This is a genomic window from Marinoscillum luteum, assembly GCF_044005705.1.
Taxonomy (GTDB): domain Bacteria; phylum Bacteroidota; class Bacteroidia; order Cytophagales; family Cyclobacteriaceae; genus Marinoscillum; species Marinoscillum luteum.
Genome location: NZ_JBIPKE010000019.1, coordinates 311405 through 329553, shown reverse-complemented (window position 1 = coordinate 329553; position 18149 = coordinate 311405). Strand labels below are relative to the sequence as shown.

The 18149-nt window shown below is 46.4% G+C and carries 15 protein-coding genes; 12 read left to right on the top strand and 3 right to left on the bottom strand.

Annotation, left to right across the window (positions count from 1 at the left end; all coding sequences use genetic code 11):
* Window positions 1–10: 10 nt before the first annotated feature.
* Window positions 11–2635, top strand: coding sequence for an ABC transporter permease (locus tag ACHKAR_RS16445; RefSeq protein WP_395418501.1), 2625 nt, complete (start codon window positions 11–13; stop codon window positions 2633–2635).
* A 240-nt stretch (window positions 2636–2875) separates the two neighbouring features.
* Complete coding sequence (locus tag ACHKAR_RS16440; protein WP_159583011.1) at window positions 2876–3748, top strand: sigma-70 family RNA polymerase sigma factor; 873 nt, start codon at window positions 2876–2878, stop codon at window positions 3746–3748.
* Window positions 3749–3810: 62 nt separating this feature from the next.
* Here ACHKAR_RS16440 and ACHKAR_RS16435 read toward each other — a convergent pair whose 3' ends face one another.
* On the bottom strand, window positions 3811–4872 hold the full coding sequence (locus ACHKAR_RS16435) for an outer membrane beta-barrel protein (RefSeq protein ID WP_159583013.1): 1062 nt from the start codon (window positions 4870–4872) through the stop codon (window positions 3811–3813).
* A 49-nt stretch (window positions 4873–4921) separates the two neighbouring features.
* Between ACHKAR_RS16435 and ACHKAR_RS16430 the strand changes: the two genes are divergently transcribed.
* The 4 genes from ACHKAR_RS16430 (at window position 4922) to ACHKAR_RS16415 (ending at window position 11807) form a co-directional block, all read left to right on the top strand.
* On the top strand, window positions 4922–6121 hold the full coding sequence (locus ACHKAR_RS16430) for a pyridoxal phosphate-dependent aminotransferase (protein WP_159583816.1): 1200 nt from the start codon (window positions 4922–4924) through the stop codon (window positions 6119–6121).
* Complete coding sequence (locus ACHKAR_RS16425; protein ID WP_395418500.1) at window positions 6121–7128, top strand: bifunctional heptose 7-phosphate kinase/heptose 1-phosphate adenyltransferase; 1008 nt, start codon at window positions 6121–6123, stop codon at window positions 7126–7128. The genes ACHKAR_RS16430 and ACHKAR_RS16425 overlap by 1 nt, the downstream gene beginning before the upstream one ends.
* Before the next feature lie 14 nt (window positions 7129–7142).
* Window positions 7143–9467 carry a response regulator gene (locus ACHKAR_RS16420; protein ID WP_395418498.1) on the top strand — a complete coding sequence of 775 codons (2325 nt, stop codon included), beginning with the start codon at window positions 7143–7145 and terminating at the stop codon, window positions 9465–9467.
* Window positions 9468–9530: 63 nt separating this feature from the next.
* Window positions 9531–11807 (top strand): hybrid sensor histidine kinase/response regulator, encoded by a 2277-nt coding sequence (locus ACHKAR_RS16415; RefSeq protein WP_395418496.1) that lies wholly within the window; start codon window positions 9531–9533, stop codon window positions 11805–11807.
* Here ACHKAR_RS16415 and hemE read toward each other — a convergent pair.
* The gene (hemE, locus tag ACHKAR_RS16410; protein WP_395418494.1) at window positions 11804–12823 is read right to left on the bottom strand and encodes a uroporphyrinogen decarboxylase; all 1020 of its coding nucleotides are present in this window, start codon (window positions 12821–12823) and stop codon (window positions 11804–11806) included. The genes ACHKAR_RS16415 and hemE overlap by 4 nt on opposite strands.
* A 108-nt stretch (window positions 12824–12931) precedes the next feature.
* Between hemE and sdaAA the strand changes: the two genes are divergently transcribed.
* A complete protein-coding gene (gene sdaAA, locus ACHKAR_RS16405; protein WP_395418493.1) occupies window positions 12932–13840 on the top strand; it encodes an L-serine ammonia-lyase, iron-sulfur-dependent, subunit alpha in 909 nt (302 codons plus the stop codon).
* A gap of 4 nt (window positions 13841–13844) precedes the next feature.
* On the opposite strand, the gene ACHKAR_RS16400 is transcribed toward sdaAA, so the two are convergent.
* Window positions 13845–14303 (bottom strand): hypothetical protein, encoded by a 459-nt coding sequence (locus tag ACHKAR_RS16400; RefSeq protein ID WP_159583025.1) that lies wholly within the window; start codon window positions 14301–14303, stop codon window positions 13845–13847.
* Between the two features lie 86 nt (window positions 14304–14389).
* Here ACHKAR_RS16400 and ACHKAR_RS16395 point away from each other — a divergent pair, with 86 nt between their 5' ends.
* The 5 genes from ACHKAR_RS16395 (at window position 14390) to ACHKAR_RS16375 (ending at window position 18148) form a co-directional block, all read left to right on the top strand.
* The gene (locus tag ACHKAR_RS16395; RefSeq protein WP_395418491.1) at window positions 14390–15301 is read left to right on the top strand and encodes a M20/M25/M40 family metallo-hydrolase; all 912 of its coding nucleotides are present in this window, start codon (window positions 14390–14392) and stop codon (window positions 15299–15301) included.
* Window positions 15298–15840 carry a hypoxanthine phosphoribosyltransferase gene (hpt, locus tag ACHKAR_RS16390; RefSeq protein WP_395418489.1) on the top strand — a complete coding sequence of 181 codons (543 nt, stop codon included), beginning with the start codon at window positions 15298–15300 and terminating at the stop codon, window positions 15838–15840. Before ACHKAR_RS16395 ends, hpt begins: the two co-directional genes overlap by 4 nt.
* A 55-nt stretch (window positions 15841–15895) precedes the next feature.
* Window positions 15896–16471 (top strand): adenylate kinase, encoded by a 576-nt coding sequence (locus tag ACHKAR_RS16385; RefSeq protein ID WP_159583031.1) that lies wholly within the window; start codon window positions 15896–15898, stop codon window positions 16469–16471.
* Window positions 16472–16474: 3 nt separating this feature from the next.
* Entirely contained in the window at window positions 16475–17461 is a 987-nt protein-coding gene (obgE, locus tag ACHKAR_RS16380) for a GTPase ObgE (RefSeq protein ID WP_395418487.1), read from the top strand.
* 99 nt (window positions 17462–17560) lie between these two features.
* Window positions 17561–18148, top strand: a complete 588-nt coding sequence (locus ACHKAR_RS16375; protein WP_159583035.1) for a nucleotide exchange factor GrpE — start codon at window positions 17561–17563, stop codon at window positions 18146–18148.
* The last annotated feature ends 1 nt before the right edge of the window (window position 18149 follow it).

The following is an 18149-nucleotide window of genomic DNA, read 5'->3' as shown; positions in this document are numbered from 1 at the left end:
ACCAATGCAAATGACACCCCCGAAAAGAGCATTGAAGTTTCTCCGCTGGTTTTGTCGTGAAGAATTTCTGGAGGAGATAGAAGGAGATCTGATCGAGCTTTTTGAAAAGCGGCTGGAGGTATCACCACAAAGTGCCAATCGGAAATTTCTGTGGGATGTGATCCGTGCCTTTCGACCTATCAATATCAAACCATTCACCATTAACAACTGGACCATGAACGCCCTACAGAATTATACCAAAGTTTATTTCAGACGATTTCGAAAGGAAACTACCCATTATCTGGTCAATACTTTAGGGCTGGCTCTGGGGTTTGCTGTGCTCTTTTTTATCCTGATATATGTATATGATGAGGAGCATTTGGATAGGTACCATGCCAAAGCGGATCGCATCTACAGAGTACTGGAAAAACGTACCGGTGAGGACGGAGAGGTTCAGCATTTCAGTGCCACTTCCAATATGCTGGCAGATGGGCTTAAGGATGAGTTTCCGGAAATAGAAGAAACAGCTAAAATGATCTCGCTGGGGTCTGGAGGTTTGCAGTATGGTGAGACGTTGTTCAACGATCGCAATTATGTATTCGCCACAAAGAGTTTATTTAATATCCTGGATTTCAACATCAAGGCCGGTGATCCACTTCAGAATTTCAATGGCGCAGTGGGGGTGGTACTCAATGAAACCACCGCTCGTAAGCTCTTCCGCGATGAGGATCCCATAGGCAAGATCGTGACCATGCCCGGCAGAATGAGTAGTGTGGAAGTGGTGGCTGTGTATGAGGATTTGCCCGCTACTTCCACCTATCAGTTCAATACGGTGTACGTGGCGGATTTTGCGCAGTTTCCGGCTGCTTATGGCGACTGGCTGACTTCCTGGAACTCTCGGGGAATGACCACCTGGGCGCTGTTCAAAGCGGGGAGCCGACCCGAATCTGTCCTTGCCAAGAAGGAGGGGTTCATGAAGAAATACTACAATGATGAGATCCGACCCCACCATGATTTCTACTTTCAGGCCATCGCAGAGATGCACCTGGGGTCTGGTCATTTGGATACATTTGGTTCGGATGCAGTGGTGTCTATCCCCTATTCTCAGCGGCAGTTTGTCTCAATAATTTTTCTGATAGGCCTTTTTGTGATTACCATAGCCGCACTGAACTATATTAATTTGTCTTCGGTGCAGGCCTTGAAGAGAACCCTGGAGGCAGGCATCCGAAAGGTGAATGGAGCGACCATCGGTCAGCTTCGGTTCCAGCTTTTTGTAGAGACCTTTTTGACCCTTTTGATTGCTTATGTGCTCTCTGTAGTGCTGCTCATTGTGTTTCATTCGAAATTCCTGGAGCTTTCTGATAAAGTCATCCCATTGAGCCGGTTTTTTAGTCTGGACCTACTTGGCTATCATGCTGTGGCTTTTGGTGTTATTTGGGTGCTGTCATCCCTGATCCCTGCCGTTTATTATTCCAAACTCAATCATTCCCTTATTCTGACCCGCAATGTCTTTGTTGGGAAAGGTGACCTGTTGCGAAAATTATTTGTGGTGGTGCAGTATGGTATTTCTTTATGCCTGATCATTGGATCTATTGTGCTATACCGTCAGCTTCACTATGTGCAGACGAAGGATTTGGGCTTTAGGAATGATAAACTAGTAACACTGGATATCAATAGCGGAACCGCCCGTCAGCGATTTAAGTCCATTATTGCCGGGCTCAAGGAGCATGCCAGTGTGGTGAATGCCACCACTTCCTCTCGTGTGCCTGGAGAGTGGAAGTACATTCCATCGGTAGAATTGTCCCAGGTTCAGAATGAAAACCCTGTAGTGGCGACGCACTATGCAGCTGATGAAAACTGGCTGGATACCTACCAGATGACACTGAAGACGGGTTCAAATTTCTCAGGGGTTGCAGGCAGTGACACACTGAAAGTGATTTTGAATGAAAAAGCCGTGGAACTATTGGGTTTGGAGGATCCCATCGGCGCATCCGTATGGATAGCAGAAGATACCCTGTCCAAAATGCAGGTGATCGGCGTGGTGAAGGATTTTCATTTTCAGTCGCTGCATGTGCCGCTCGGGCCTGTGGTGATCACCAGTTGGAACAATCCCGTGCTGGGGATAGACTATTTTACTATCCGGTATCAGGAGAATCTTCCTGAGGTGCTCGCGCACATAGAGGAGGTACAAAAGCGATACGACCCTGAAACTCCGGCGGAAATCAACTTTCTGGATGAGCGCTGGGAGCGGTATTATCAGGCAGATCAGAGTAGGAGCTATTTGATCCTGATTGCCACCGTTATTTCCATTATCATATCCGCTTTCGGGTTGTTTGGCCTGGTGAATTTTACGGTCGAAAGAAAGACCAAAGAGGTGGGAATTAGAAAAGTGCTGGGTGCCAGCATCCCTAACATCTTGCAAATCATTCTAAGAGATTATGTAGCACTACTGCTTATATCCCTTTTCGTGGCAGCACCGGTGGCCTGGTGGACCCTCAATGGCTGGCTTCAGGATTTTGCATATCGCATAGAGCTTTCTGTTGGTGTTTTTACGATTGCATTTGCTGCCGTTTTGGTTATTTCCTTTGTTACCGTGATTGCCCGTGTGTATCGTTTGGCTAAATCAAATCCCGTTAATTCTCTCAGATACGAGTAAGAAAAGGTAGGATTTTGGGATTATTTTCGTAAATTTTTCCAAAAGTGAAACCTATTTACCACTTAGCGAGTTTTATTAAGGTTGGAATTTATTGTCTAAAAGAATTTGATCCGTACTCAATATTTTCGTAAATTCGCGGTTCTTTAATTGAATTTAGCGAAATAGATTCTGAAGGAAAAATTGGCCGTTTTTGATCTTAAAACCAGCGGCTGATTGGAATATTAACTATAAAGAAAGCACATGCGACAACTCAAGATCACACAATCCATTACCAACCGAAGAGAGAGTCACACTCTGGAGAAGTACTTTACTGAAGTAAGTAATGTACCGATGATTACTCCTGATGAGGAGGTGACGCTAGCTAAAAGAATCCGCGAGGGTGATGAGCTGGCTCTGGAGAAGTTGGTAAAGGCTAACTTGAGGTTCGTGGTATCTGTGGCGAAGCAGTACCAAAACAGAAGCCTTCCTTTGAATGACCTCATCAACGAGGGAAACCTGGGATTGATCAAGGCAGCAAAGAAATTTGATGAAACCAAAGGTTTCAAATTTATCTCCTATGCGGTGTGGTGGATTCGTCAGTCCATTATGCAGGCTTTGGCTGAGCAGTCGAGAATTGTTCGTCTACCGATGAACAAGTCAGGTGCGATCAACCAGATCAGAAGAGCCTATGCTGAGCTCGAGCAGCAGTTTGAGCGTGAGCCAACTGAGGAGGAATTGGCAGAAATTCTGGACATGAAGCCTAGTGAAGTGCGAAACACACTGGGTGCTGAGGTGAAGCAAATGTCCATGGATGCACCTTTTGGTGAAGATGAGTCTGGTTCACTTTTGGATGTATTGGAAAACCAAACCACAGGTCCTACAGATGGTGAGTTGGTATTCAATGATTCACTGAAGGTGGAGACACTAAGGGCGCTTTCTACCCTGACAGCCAGAGAAAGAGAAGTGATCATGATGAGCTTCGGTATCGGTCATGACAATCCTTACACATTGGAAGAAATAGGAGATGCCATGGGATTGACCCGTGAGCGTGTGAGACAAATAAGAGAAAAGGCACTTCAGAAATTGAGAGAGCCTGGTAAAAACAGAAGACTTAAAGAGTTTGTCGCTAATTAATAGCTAATAGATATTTGGTTATGAAACCCCTGCTGTGATCTTCGCAGCAGGGGTTTTGTTTTTTAGTTGAGTCTAATCGCCATTCCTGCTCCGAGGACCAATAGTCCGGCCCCCACGCCCTCTTCACCCGCGAAGTTATTGTACGGGCCTTTGTAGGTTTTAGCTTCTAATTTGAATGCGGCATTTTCGGTGGGGTAATAGTTTACAGACAGACTAATGACATTCATGGCAAACTGGCCTGTGATGCCATTGATGAGTAGGTCATCTTTGTCATTGATGTTTTCATAACGGCCAGCCACCGACCATTTTTCAGAAAATGTATACTTGCTGATCACCGTGATAAAAGAAGTGTGTAGGTTTTTATCAGTAGCGCTGTTGCTTTGTGTGGTGTAGTCTAGCACACCTGCAATTTTCCAATTCTTAAGGGGCTTTGCCTCGAGAATCAGATTGTTGTGAAACCTCATCAGGTCCATGTTGCTGTTGGTGCTCTCATTGCCGTAATAGTTACCATAGCTTATTTTGAATGATTCATTCAGCGTGTGGTCCACGGCGATACCCAGTGATTTTTTATTGTTGGTTTCACCTATATTTTGCCAGCCGTTGAGAACTACTGCTCTTAGCTGTGTTTTGTCTGAGAGGTCGTGGGTGTACCGCAGACCAGACTGATAGTATGGGGTGTACTCAGTGGCCAGTGCGGGAGAATACAGATCCCGATCCAGAGACAAGGCACTTTCATAACCAAAATGTCCGCCAAAAATCCCCACATCCAACCATCCTTTTTTTGTTACCTGATACCCCGCATACGCTTCATACACCATTTGGTAGAGTTTTTCTGGTTCTGCCCCGTAGTTGTTGGCCGGATAGGTTCCCACCTGTAGGGCCAGACTAGCCCTGACTTTATCTTCTTCGTAGGCGGCACTCACCCAGGCGTGGCTCAGGTTAAATTCGTTGTGTTTATCGTATTGAGTGACGTAAAGTCGTTGATTATCCAGAGGTTTGCTAAAGTCAAAACTATAGTAGGTATCCAGGTATGCGCCAAACTTGATTTTGGATTCTTGCGCTTTCGCATTGAAAAATTTCAAAAAAAAGACACATATAAATATAAAATAGATAGTTTTTCTCATTTGATGATGTATTTGATTTAATTAATTTTGCACCTCAAAACGAATAAAGATAATGGATTTACGATCAGAGCGAATCAAAAATATGGCAGAATCTGCAACCCTGGCCATGGCAGCAAAGGCAAGGGAGCTGAAGCAGAATGGAGTGGACGTAATAAGCCTTAGCTTGGGCGAGCCGGACTTTAAGACGCCTAAACACATTCAGGAGGGAGCGAAAGCGGCCATTGATGAAGGAAAGTACTTTGCGTACCCTCCGGTAAATGGCTATTTGGATCTCAGAGAAGCTATCAGTGCCAAATTCAAGAAGGAAAACGGATTGAATTATTCGCCTGATCAGATTGTGGTTTCCAATGGAGCCAAGCAGTCTATTGCCAACGTATTTTTGGCACTGCTGGATCCGGGTGATGAGGTGATCGTATTTTCGCCATACTGGGTGAGCTATAGCGCTTTGGTGGAACTGGCTGAGGGGAAGTGTGTTTTTGTGAATGGAGATTTGGAACATGACTTTAAAGCAACAGCCGAGCAACTGAAAGCCTCTATCACGGACAAAACAAAAGCATTGATTTTTTCATCACCATGTAATCCCACAGGTTCTGTTTTTTCTCAGGAAGAACTGGAGGCTATCGCGGAAGTGCTGAAAGAATATCCAAATATCGTGGTGATCTCCGATGAAATTTATGAGTTGATCAACTACGGAGAGAAGCATGTGAGCATCGGTGCCATTGCAGGCATGGAGGATCGTACAGTTACTGTCAACGGATTTGCCAAAGGATTTGCAATGACTGGCTGGAGAGTGGGGTACATCGGAGCTCCCCTATGGCTGGCCAAAGCAGCCAATAAAATGCAGGGGCAGATCACCTCAGCCAACTGTTCAATAGCTCAGCGTGCCGCGTTGACGGCCCTGACTTCAGACTATGAGCCATCTTACAAGATGGTGGAGGAGTACAGAAGCCGACGGGAGCTGGTGTATGGCCTGCTGAGTGAAATTCCCGGTGTGGAGGTGAATATGCCTGGTGGAGCCTTCTATTTTTTCCCCAATGTGAGCAGCTATTTTGGCAAAAGTGTCAACGGGAAGGTCATTGCTGACGCCACCGACTTAAGTCTGTTTTTATTGGAAGATGCCAATGTATCGGTAGTGACTGGTGAGGCATTTGGTGATCCCAGATGTTTGAGACTGTCTTATGCTGCTTCTGTTGAGGATCTGAAAACGGCCATGAGCAGGATGAAGGCATCATTGGCTAAACTAGCATAATGGCATTTGACTCCATTGAGGGGGTTTTCAATGCTTTTACAAAAATGAAAGTATTGATCATCGGTGATTCGATGGTCGATACTTACACATATGGTGAGGTGCACCGGGTATCTCCGGAGGCACCTGTACCCATCTTACAGGCCCAAAAGACCGAGCATCGCCTTGGCGGAGCAGCCAACGTGGCGCTCAATATCCAGGCGCTTGGTGCCCACCCTATTCTTTGTACGCTCGCCGGAGCGGATCCGGAGGCGGATTTACTGATCCAGCTGCTGGAGCAACAGCGAATTTCTGCTGCACAAGTAGTCAAAAGCGACGAACGAGTGACCACTGTCAAGCACAGGGTTCTTTCCGGTTCTCAACACCTGCTTAGGATAGACAGAGAAACCGAACGGTCGCTAACGGCTGTAGAGCGTTCGTTATTGACTGCAATCATCGAACCGCTCATAAGTGAGGTGGACTTGATTCTACTGCAAGACTATGATAAAGGTTGTCTGAGTAAGGAGCTGATTCAGTGGATTATTCGAGCGGCGCAGGAGTGCAGCGTGCCAGTGGTGGTAGATCCCAAAAAGAAAAATTTCCTTACTTATCAGGGCGTGAGTCTGTTCAAACCCAATCTCTCAGAAATGAAAACCGGATTGGGGCTTGAGGCATTGAGTCTCGATGAGTCTTCCCTGGCTGATGGCGCCACTCTACTATCGGGCAAAATTCAATTTGACCAGCTGCTGTTAACACTTTCCGGGGAAGGTGTTTATTATTATTCAGACGCAGTATCCGGAAAATTGCCGGCGCATTTGCGCAGCATATCGGATGTGTCAGGGGCTGGAGATACGGTCATTTCTATTGCCGGACTCTGCTGTGCACTGAATTTGCCACTGCTATTTACCGCTGAGTTGGCTAACTTAGGAGGCGGTATTGTCTGTGAGTATCCTGGAGTGATGCCGATAGACCCCATCCGATTGCTTGGAGAAGCTCAATCCAATGAACTTGTCTTAGCGCAGTTGAAGTAAACCAGCAGTTTTTAATGAACGGGAAATTCTTATTGTGCGTCATCGTACTTTTTGCTATTGGCATGAATGTCACAGCACGCGAGGCGCAGAAAGGGGTATTGGATTTGAGGGATGCTGACCTATCCGCTGCGCCCGTTCCCCTGAATGGTGAATGGACTTTTTTTTGGGAGCAATTGCTCTCCCCGGACGCTATCTCATCTTCCACTCAGGACTTTTTTTATTTCCCCGAGCTTTGGAATAATCACAGCTCCCATGGTGGAGTGCCGCTTTCACGGAATGGTTTTGCTACTTACCATTTGACTATTCTGCTACCACGTGATCGGACGGATCTCGCCCTGAGAATCAAACATGTCTATTCGGCAGCCAGACTGTATATCGAGGATGAAAGGATCGATTTTGGTGGGCAGGTAGGAATGGATCCGGCTACCTCAGATCCCAAATGGGTGCCCCAGATCATTGAATTGCCAGATCAGGACACTGTTCGGATTACCCTTCAGATCTCCAATTTTTCCCACCGGAAAGGTGGAGCCAGAGAAGCGATTCTTTTAGGCGATGAGGCTTTTTTGAGAAGTCAGGCCAACGAACTTCTTGCTTTTGACTTGTTGCTTACTGGCACTTTGGTAATGACCGGCTTGTTTTTTTGTGCCCTTTATTTTTTCGGTCAACGAGAAAAGTCAGCGATTTTCTTCTCAGTTTTTTGTCTCACTTTTTCCTATCGGGTGGTGGGTGCTGATGATTATACCTTACAAATTATTTATCCGGGTATGGCGTGGCTGACGAGTATTCGCCTTGAGTATCTATCACTATTTGTGCCTCCTATCTTCTTCACACTTTACACGCACGCACTTTTTCCACTGAAATATCGTGTCAATCCCCTGTATATTTTCGTGGCCATTTCCATCCTCGCTTCTGGCATTACATTGATTTTTCCGCCAATGGTTTTCACCAGCTTGGTGGATGCCTATTTGATTCTGCTCCTCGTGGGTATTTTAATCGTGGCGTATGTATACATCCGGGCATATCAGCGAAACATGGAGGGGTCCAGATATGCTTTGATCAGCTCGCTGATGATTTTAATGATCTTCTCTTACAAGATTTACCTTTATATGGGTGCGGCGGAAGAGATTGAGTTGATTTCTTTTGTGGGGTACCTGGCGTTCTTCTTTTTTCAGTCGCTCATTTTGTTTTTTCTCTTTACCAATTCCTTGAAAGAGGCCAAAGAGCAAGCGGAACATGCCGCCCGCACCAAGTCGGAGTTTCTTTCTATGATGTCTCATGAAATCAGGACACCCATGAATGCTGTGATAGGGTTGTCCAACTATTTGCTGGGAGATCAACCCACCAAAAATCAGGAAGAAACCCTCAATACCCTCAAGTTTTCTGCTGAAAACCTCCTGGTCATCATCAATGATATTCTTGACTTCAGTAAAATTGAGGCTGATAAAATTGAGTTTGAATACAGGTCGGTCGATATCCGGTCGCTTATTGAGAACCTGAACCGTGTGTTTTTGCCGATTGCGGATGCCAAAAAGCTGAAAGTCGTCTTTGAGTGTGATGATCGAATTCCGCAATTCATATCCTGTGATCAGACCCGAACTAGTCAGATACTGACCAACCTGCTGAGCAATGCCATTAAATTTACAGAAGAAGGAGTGATCAGGTTGAGTTTAAAATGCGAATCACAGACCAATGACCATGTGGTCATTAAATTTGAAGTAGCAGATACTGGTATCGGGATAGAGAAGCAACGACAAGAGGATATTTTTCAGAGTTTTACACAGGCGAGTTCCTCCACTAACCGACGCTACGGAGGTACAGGTCTGGGGCTTACCATTACAAAAAAATTGCTCAAATTGCAGGGGTCTGACCTGATGCTGGAGAGTGAATTGGGCAATGGCTCATTGTTTTGGTTCACTCAGCAATTCGCAATAGTTGAAGATATTATATTAGAGAGCATGCCTGACAACATAGAGGAACAACAACTGCCGCTTGATGTGCTATTGGTTGAAGACAATCAGATCAATGTGATGGTGGCATCCAAGTTTTTAAATAAGTGGGGAGCCAGTGTGACCGTGGCGGCGAATGGTATAGAGGCAATAGAAGCCATCTCAACCCGCAATTTTCACGTGGTGTTGATGGATCTGCAGATGCCGGTGATGGATGGTTTTGAAGCAGCTGAGGAAATCAGAAAGAAGAATAATCTGACTCCAATTATCGCTTTGACGGCCTCAGCACTACCCGAAGAACAGAAAAAAATCAGAAACTCGGGAATGAATGATTATATTATCAAGCCCTTTGACCCGGGGGAACTTTTGAAAAAGCTCCGTCACTATACCTGATACTGGATGTTCGCATCGCGATTTGTCATTTGCTGTCTGTTACTTTTTATTGGAAATTTCTCCATGGGGCAGACTCAATCTGCTACAATAGATTTGAGAAACGCCGATTTCAGCAAAAGCATTTCGCTCGATGGGACCTATGAGTTTTATTGGGATCAACTCCTACTACCTGGTCAGTTTGACACATTGACTCCTGGCTATTTCCCGTTTCCGTCGCTTTGGAATAATCAGTTTGTAGGTGACAAGCCTTTGAATGCAAAGGGGTTTGCTACATACCGGGCCATAATACTCTTGCCGGAGCGTTCCGACTATACGCTTTATGTTGAGGATGTTTACAGCGCTTTCGCGTTGTACTTCAATGGAAAGCTGATCGCCAAGAATGGTCAGGTGGCAACTACTCCCGAGGCTTACTTGCCCAAATGGAAGCCTCAGTTTGTCGCCCTTCCTAATGTGTCGGATACCAACGAACTGATCCTTCAGATTGCCAATTTTGATCACAGCAAAGGCGGTGCCTTAGAGGGTATGCAAATAGGCACTTCGGAGGTGATGGCTGCTGAATACCTGGCGATACTTGCTTATGACCTGATCCTTACGGGCAGTTTACTTACCGGTGGCCTTTTTTTTCTGGGCCTGTATTTCTTCGGAAGACGAGATAAAGCCATTCTTTATTTTGCGCTATTCTGCCTGATCTACAGCTACAGGGTGATCGGTTTTGGGTATTATGTGCTGCATTCACTGGTGGACGTCTCGTGGTATGTGACCACCCGAATCGAATATCTCACGCTGTTTTTGGCCACTTTTGCGTTTGGACGCTTTGTGCATCATACCTTCCCACTGGAGGCGAAAAAAATTATTTGGGACATACTTGATGGGATTTGTCTGCTGTTTATTGGGCTTACTCTTCTGTTTCCAGTGTCCGTTTACTCTCATCTGGTGGAGCCCTTTTTCGGCATATTACTGATTTATATTGCACTGACTTTTTTCATTTATGTCAGAGCTAAAATCAATCGTCGGCCGGACTCCACTTTTGGTCTCATTAGCGTAGGAGTGGTCTTTCTGATATTTGTGTATAATATCTTTGTCTATTTTGGTCTCTTGGAAGAAAATAAGGCCGTTTCATTCTGGGGGTACGTCTCTTTCTTTTTTTCACAGTCACTCATCCTTTCATTTCGATTTGCAAATTCTTTAAAGCAGGCCAAAGAGGAAGCTGAAAAAGCCTCTCAGGCAAAAACGGATTTTTTGAGTACCATTTCCCATGAAATCAGGACCCCACTAAATGCCGTAGTTGGTATCTCTCACTTTTTACTTCAGGACAAACCTCGTAAGGATCAAAAGGAAAACCTGATTTCACTCAAATATTCCGCAGAGAATCTCACCTCCCTTATCAATGATATCCTCGACTACAATAAACTGGAGTTCGGTTCCATAGAATTTGAGGAAATGACGGTGAACCTCAAGGAGGTTATTACCAGCATTTATAGGGGATATCGCGTCAAGGCTCAGGCCAAGGGACTAGACCTTAACCTGGAGTTTGATGAATCCATTGCGATCGAAATCATCACAGACAGAACCCGCCTGAACCAGGTACTCAACAATCTGCTGGACAATGCCATCAAGTTCACAAAGGAAGGGCATGTAACCCTGAAGGTAAAAAGACAAGGAGAGAGCCGGGATCGGATTACGATCAGGTATGAAGTGGAGGATACCGGTATAGGCATTCCGGAGGATAAGCTGGAGCAGATTTTTGAAAGATTCACACAGGCCAGTTCCTCCACTACCAGAGAGTTTGGTGGGTCTGGACTCGGTCTTTCTATCATCAAAAGATTGTTAGAGCTCCAAGGGGTTGCCATTCAGGTGCAAAGTAAGCTCGGGGAAGGGACTACATTCTTTTTCGAGCAAGAATATACCAGGGGGGTGGCTCGCAAGGTGGCTCCAGTATCCCTGGAAGATCAGGAGCAGGGCATGGTGGAGAAACTCCATGGGAGGCAGGTGCTCTTGGTGGAAGACAATACCATGAATGTGGTGGTGGCTAAGAAATTTCTAAAGAGCTGGAATATGAAAATTGATCTGGCAGAAAATGGGGAAGTTGCTGTAGAAAAGGCTTCCAGCAACTACTACGACATCATACTGATGGATTTGCAAATGCCAGTGATGGATGGGTATGAAGCCACCAGGGCCATCAGAGCCACCAAAAACAACGTGCCCATCGTGGCACTTACGGCCTCAGCGTTGGTGAGGGTGCAGGAGAAAGTGCTTCATTATGGGATGAACGACTACATTACCAAACCCTTTGATCCGGAAGAGCTCAGGAAAAAGCTAGTGAAGAACATTCGCGGCTAAGCCCGGTATTCCTTCACTGTATCTATGAAGCATCTGACTTTATCCGGATCAGTATCTGGATACACGCCATGTCCGAGGTTCGCTATGTGCGGATGCCCCTCAAATGCTTTCAACATCTTAATGGTTTCTGATTTGACCTGATCAAAGGTGCCATAGAGGGCACAAGGATCCATATTACCCTGCAGGGTTTTTCCGGGAAGAAGTTTTCGCGCCTCTTGCACATCCATGTTCCAATCCAGCCCCACTGTGTTACAGCTGATGTTGGCCATGTCTGCGATGGCGAAAAAAGCACCCTTGGCAAAGACTGTCACTGGCACCTCAGTGATCCCTGCCGCAATCTGCTCAATGTAGGCCAATGAGAATTTCTGATACTGCTCAGGGGGCAGTACACCTGCCCACGAGTCAAAGATCTGCACCATGTCCGCACCTGCTGCTATTTGTCCTTTCAGGTAGGCAATGGTGCTTTGAGTGATCATGTCCAGCAGCCGATGGGCCAATTCCGGATCGGTATAGAGCATTTTTCTCGGCTTAGAGAAGGTCTTACTGCCGCTTCCTTCTACCATGTAGGCGAAGATGGTCCATGGAGCCCCGGCAAAGCCAATGATCGGCACTCGGCCAGATAACTCTCGTTTAGTGATTTTGATGGCTTCCAGGGTATAAGAAAGGTCCTCAGCTTTGGCTACTTTGAGTGAAGTCAGGTCTTCCGTAGTGGCCACAGTCTTCCTGAAAATGGGGCCTGTTTTTTCCACCATCTCATAGGGGAGTCCCATGGCTTCTGGGATGACCAGTATGTCCGAGAAGATAATGGCCGCGTCTACTCCCAGAATATCCACTGGCTGAATGGTGACCTCAGCGGCCAGCTCAGGCGTCTCCACCAGCTCCTTGAAACCGCTCAATCCGTTTCTGACAGCCCGGTATTCTGGCAATATTCTTCCGGCCTGGCGCATTACCCATACTGGGGTTCGTTCCGTTTTTTCTCCACGGGCCGCTCTTAAGATGAGGTCATTCTTCAACATGGGCGCAAATATAGAAACTGAATCTTATCCACTAATCCTTTGTAGTAGTAAATAGCGAAGGGACAATCATTTCCTATAACTTTGCAGAACCCCAAAAATGACATAGATATGAGTATCTTATTTGATAGTTTCGACGAATGGCGTAAGTACTGTTCGGATGAAAACAAGCCCCTGTATGAACCCGTGCTCCGGTATGAAAGAGAGCAAAAAGGGAAGAGCGAAGAGGAGGTATGGACCGGACTGTCTAAGGCCTACCTCGTGATGCGAGAGGCCGTGCAGACGGGCCTTACTCAGGAAATGAACTCATTCTCAGGAATGATCAACAGTGGCGCGAAAAAGGTAGCCAACCTACCATTGTCAGTGCTCTCTCCAGAATTTCAAAAATTGATATCAAGAGCTTTGGCGGCCAAGGAGGTCAACTCATGTATGGGCCGAGTGGTGGCAGCACCTACTGCTGGCGCTTCCGGCATTTTACCAGGCACCATGGTTACCCTGCAGGAAATACATGACCTGCCCGACCGGACGATCCTGGAAGGCTTGTTAATTGGTGCCGGAGTGGCATTGATTATGGAAAAGCGTGCCTCTATTTCTGGAGCAGTGGGTGGTTGTCAGGCAGAAACGGGCGCAGCTGCGGCCATGGCTTCAGCGGCCATTGTGTATGCCCTTGGTGGCACCGTAGATCAGGCGTTTAATGCAGTAGCCATCACCATACAGTGTATGCTGGGGCTGGTCTGCGATCCGGTAGCTGGCCTGGTGGAGATCCCGTGCGTAGTGCGCAATGCCAGTGCGGCAGCCATTGCCAACTCTTCTGCTCAGATAGCCCTGGCGGATGTGAGCCCGGTGATACCTGTAGACGAATGCGTGGACGCAATGGGAGAGATCGGTCAGAGTATGGAAGCCAAGTACAAAGAAACAGCACTGGGAGGTCTGGCAGCTACTCCCACTGGGCAGGCCATTTCCAGGCGCGTGTTGATCCAGGATATCGAAATCATGGACGATGAGGAGGTTCCCGAATAGGGCCTTAGATCACTCCAAAATCTTCCAGCAACCATCCGGCATACCTCGTGAGCAAGGTGAGGATAAATGCCCATACGGCACCAAAGAGCCACATCCACCGAATGATTTCAGAGCGCTTACCGCCAAAGGCATTGGCCAGGATGGCGCCACCGATGGGTGAAAGGAGGATGGGTGTGAAGAAGGCAATGCCGGCTACACCATATTTTGTCCAGATTCTGACAAGTCTTCGTCGCTTGGGCGTGAAGTTTTTACGCTTCTTTTTAGACTTGAACAGCCGGAGTGACAGGTTCCTGATTTCAGGGCCAAAGTAAGTGAGGAGATACACCGTACTCATCATACCCAGGAGGGATAGGAGGGTGGTCTCAAGGACAGAAAACCCATAAGCAAGGCCTAAGGTGGGCCCAAAAATGATTTTGAGCGCACTCAGGGCATACACTGTTAGGTATTTTAAGATCACTGGCATTCTGGATTGATTTTGAGCGCGTGAATTTATACGAAATTTATGAGCATGGGTCTTTACGATAAAGTTATCTTTGCGTCCTTTTTGTAATGAAACTACTCGAACAGCTCATAGACATTCCATCTCCATCAGGTAGCGAATACCTGATGCGGGACTTTATTACCCAATACGTAAGAAAGCATTCCGATAGCTGGAAAGTTCAACCAAAGATTTTGTCGGGAGATTTTTTGCAAGACAATCTCATCCTCGTTTTTGGCGAGCCACGCACCGCTATTTTTGCCCATATGGATACCATTGGTTTCACGGTGAGGTATCACGATCAGCTGGTGCCGATAGGCGGACCTGATGTGGAAAATGGCTATGAGCTTGTGGGAAGAGATAGCAAAGGACTGATACAGTGTACCCTCAGGGTAGATGACGAAGGGCAGTTGTTTTATGATTTTCCTCGGGCCATTGAGACAGGTACCACGCTTACCTGGAAGCCAGCGCTAAAAGTGGGTGAGGGATTTCTGGAAGGCCCCTACATGGACAACCGGCTTGGAATCTATAATGCACTGAAGGTGGCCGAACACCTGACAGATGGAGTGATTGTTTTCAGTTCGTTTGAGGAGCACGGTGGAGGCTCAGTGCCCATACTGATTAAATACCTCGCGGAGAATTATTCAATAAAACAGTGTTTGATTTCAGACATTACCTGGGTGACCGAAGGTGTTCAGCACGAATCAGGAGTGGCTATTTCCATGCGGGATAGAAATATTCCGAGACGGAAATTTCTCGACCGTGTACTGGAGCTGGCGGCCGAGTCGGGCATAGCCCACCAGCTGGAAGTGGAAGGTGGTGGCTCCAGCGATGGACGTGAGATTCATCATTCTCCTTACCCGATCGACTGGCTTTTTATTGGTGCCCCGGAGGACAACGTCCATTCGCCACATGAGCGGGTGGCGATCAAAGATCTTACAGCAATGATTGCTATGTATATATACCTGATGGAAAAGCTATGACGGGGAAGAAAATTGCTTTGCATGGAAAGCCCTTCGAGCTATTTCTTTCGGAAAAGGAGATAGCATCTGCAGTGGGTAGGTTGGCGGAGGAGATCAATCGGGATTTTCAAGGGAAGGAAGCAGTGATACTTGGCGTACTGGATGGCGCCTTTATGCTTTTGGCAGATTTGCTGAAGAAGTTGGAGGTCTCTCTTACTCTGGAACTGGTGAAATTGAAGTCTTATGAGGGTGAGCAGACCACAGGAGAGGTGAAGAGCCTGATAGGTCTTAGTGATGAGTTGAGTGGCAAGCATATAGTGGTAGTGGAGGATATCATCGATACTGGGATCACGCTGAAGTATCTGTTAGGTTTGCTGGAGGAAAAGAAACCGGCCTCTGTTTCATTGGCCACTTTACTTATTAAAAAGGAGGTTTTTAATGACAAGTTTCCGGTACATTATTGCGGGATAGCTATTCCAAATAGATTTGTAGTAGGATACGGCATGGATTACGATGGTCATGGTCGGCAGTTGTCACAGATATATGCTGCCATTGACTAAGTTCACATGTATTATTAATCACTATATTTAATTATTGAATTAAGCATTTTATACCATGTTAAATATCGTACTGTTTGGCCCTCCCGGAGCAGGAAAGGGTACACAAAGTGAGAATATCATTGAAAAGTATAAGCTGGCACATATCTCTACCGGCGATCTTTTCCGAAAACATTTGGGAGAAGGAACCGAGCTGGGGAAGCTGGCTCAGAAGTATATGGACGAGGGCAAACTAGTACCTGATGAGGTGGTAGTGGGCATGGTAGAGGATAAGATCAAGGAGACGCTGGACGCAAAGGGGTTCATTTTTGATGGTTTTCCACGCACCATCAATCAGGCTGCTGAGTTGGATAAGATGCTGACCGCACACGGGTTGCAAATATCTGGCATGGTGGCTCTGGAAGTACCCGAGGATGAGCTCAGGGCTCGTATCAAGGAGCGTGCTAAAACCTCTGGTCGGGTAGACGATCAGGATGATGCCAAAATCACCACTAGAATAAGGGTGTATGAAGAGGAGACATCTCCAGTGGCTGGTTATTATAAGCAGCAGGGAAAATTCAATGGCATCAATGGGGTTGGTACTATCGAAGGAATATTTAATCAGATATGCACAGTGATTGACAGTTTTACTTAAGGAATGGATTCCAATTTTATTGATTACGTAAAACTCTACGCCAGGTCAGGTGATGGGGGAGCCGGTTCAGTTCACTTTCGAAGAGAGAAGTTTGTACCAAAAGGCGGTCCCGATGGAGGAGATGGCGGCCGAGGGGGACATATCATCCTGCGTGGCAACAAGCAAATGTGGACACTCATCCACCTCAAATACCGCAAGCATATCAAGGCTGAGCATGGAGGCAATGGTGAAGGTGGAAAACGTTTCGGACTAGGTGGTAGTGATATCTACCTGGATGTGCCCGTAGGTACTGTGGCCAAAGATTCTGAAACAGGAGAAGTCCTGCTCGAGATTATGGAAGATGGGCATGAGCAAATTTTGCTGCCCGGTGGTATGGGAGGTCAGGGCAATGCCCATTTTGCCACACCTACTAACCAGGCACCAAGACATGCCCAGCCGGGAATACCCGGAGTAGAAAAGTGGATTATTCTCGAACTCAAAATTTTAGCCGATGTAGGTCTTGTGGGCTTCCCCAATGCAGGTAAGTCTACACTGCTTTCAGTTATTTCTGCAGCCAAGCCTGAAATAGCAGATTACCCTTTTACCACCCTGGTGCCTAACCTGGGTGTGGTTCCATATCGCGACGAACGCTCCTTTGTGGTGGCAGACATTCCCGGGATTATAGAGGGTGCGGCAGATGGTAAAGGGCTTGGGATTCGTTTCCTGCGCCATATTGAGCGTAATTCCATGTTGCTTTTTATGATTCCTACGGATGCCAAGGACATCAAAGCAGAATACAACATCTTGCTTGGTGAGCTTGAGAAGTACAATCCCGAGTTATTGGACAAGCAGCGACTGTTGGCCATCACCAAGTCAGATTTGCTCGATGAAGAGCTTTTGGCTGAGATGGAAGCCGAGCTGCCAGAACTACCCTACGTTTATATTTCGAGTGTGACAGGACTTGGCATACAAGAGCTGAAGGACAAGATTTGGCAAATGCTAAATGTCTGATTACGCTGAGTAGTGGCCATTTCTGACAACTTGTCAGCCTCTACGGCTTTGGCAAAGAAATTGCCAACAGTGAGCTATCTCTAAAAAAGTGTATTACCGATGCAGAAGGAAAAAGTAGAAGAAAAAGAACTAGATCAGAATATAGAAGTCAATCAGGAGGAAAATACCGACCAGCCTGTGACCGAGAACGAAGAAAGTGGAGCTGAAGCTGCGACAGCAGAAGAGGAACCAACTGAGCTGGAGAAATTGAGTATCGAGTTGAGCGAAGCAAAGGACAAGTACTTGAGATTGTACTCAGAGTTCGAAAATTTCAGGAGACGAACTGCTAAAGAGCGGATTGAATTAATCGGGTCTGCCAGTAAGGAATTGATTGAAAGTCTGGTGCCCGTGTTGGATGATTTCGAACGTGGACTGAAATCCATGGAGGAAAACGAAGAAATGACTCCAGCTAAAGAGGGTACGGAATTGATCTACAACAAATTCAAAAAGATTCTTGAATCAAAAGGGTTGAAGAAAATGGAAGTCAACAAAGGAGATGACTTCAACGACGACTATCATGAGGCGATCACGCAAATACCGGCCGAAGAAGAATTGGCAGGTAAGATTGTGGACGTAGTGGAGAATGGATATTTCCTGAGTGATAAGGTGGTGAGATTTGCCAAAGTGGTAACCGGAGCAAAATCATAAT

Coding starts and splice junctions, on each gene's coding strand:
- ACHKAR_RS16435 (WP_159583013.1), bottom strand. CDS start 4,872: ATGAGAAAAACTATCTATTTTATATTTATATGTGTCTTTTTTTTGAAA.
- ACHKAR_RS16440 (WP_159583011.1), top strand. CDS start 2,876: ATGCGACAACTCAAGATCACACAATCCATTACCAACCGAAGAGAGAGT.
- ACHKAR_RS16420 (WP_395418498.1), top strand. CDS start 7,143: ATGAACGGGAAATTCTTATTGTGCGTCATCGTACTTTTTGCTATTGGC.
- obgE (WP_395418487.1), top strand. CDS start 16,475: ATGGATTCCAATTTTATTGATTACGTAAAACTCTACGCCAGGTCAGGT.
- ACHKAR_RS16385 (WP_159583031.1), top strand. CDS start 15,896: ATGTTAAATATCGTACTGTTTGGCCCTCCCGGAGCAGGAAAGGGTACA.
- sdaAA (WP_395418493.1), top strand. CDS start 12,932: ATGAGTATCTTATTTGATAGTTTCGACGAATGGCGTAAGTACTGTTCG.
- ACHKAR_RS16415 (WP_395418496.1), top strand. CDS start 9,531: ATGGGGCAGACTCAATCTGCTACAATAGATTTGAGAAACGCCGATTTC.
- hemE (WP_395418494.1), bottom strand. CDS start 12,823: ATGTTGAAGAATGACCTCATCTTAAGAGCGGCCCGTGGAGAAAAAACG.
- ACHKAR_RS16425 (WP_395418500.1), top strand. CDS start 6,121: ATGGCATTTGACTCCATTGAGGGGGTTTTCAATGCTTTTACAAAAATG.
- ACHKAR_RS16445 (WP_395418501.1), top strand. CDS start 11: ATGACACCCCCGAAAAGAGCATTGAAGTTTCTCCGCTGGTTTTGTCGT.
- ACHKAR_RS16395 (WP_395418491.1), top strand. CDS start 14,390: ATGAAACTACTCGAACAGCTCATAGACATTCCATCTCCATCAGGTAGC.
- hpt (WP_395418489.1), top strand. CDS start 15,298: ATGACGGGGAAGAAAATTGCTTTGCATGGAAAGCCCTTCGAGCTATTT.
- ACHKAR_RS16400 (WP_159583025.1), bottom strand. CDS start 14,303: ATGCCAGTGATCTTAAAATACCTAACAGTGTATGCCCTGAGTGCGCTC.
- ACHKAR_RS16375 (WP_159583035.1), top strand. CDS start 17,561: ATGCAGAAGGAAAAAGTAGAAGAAAAAGAACTAGATCAGAATATAGAA.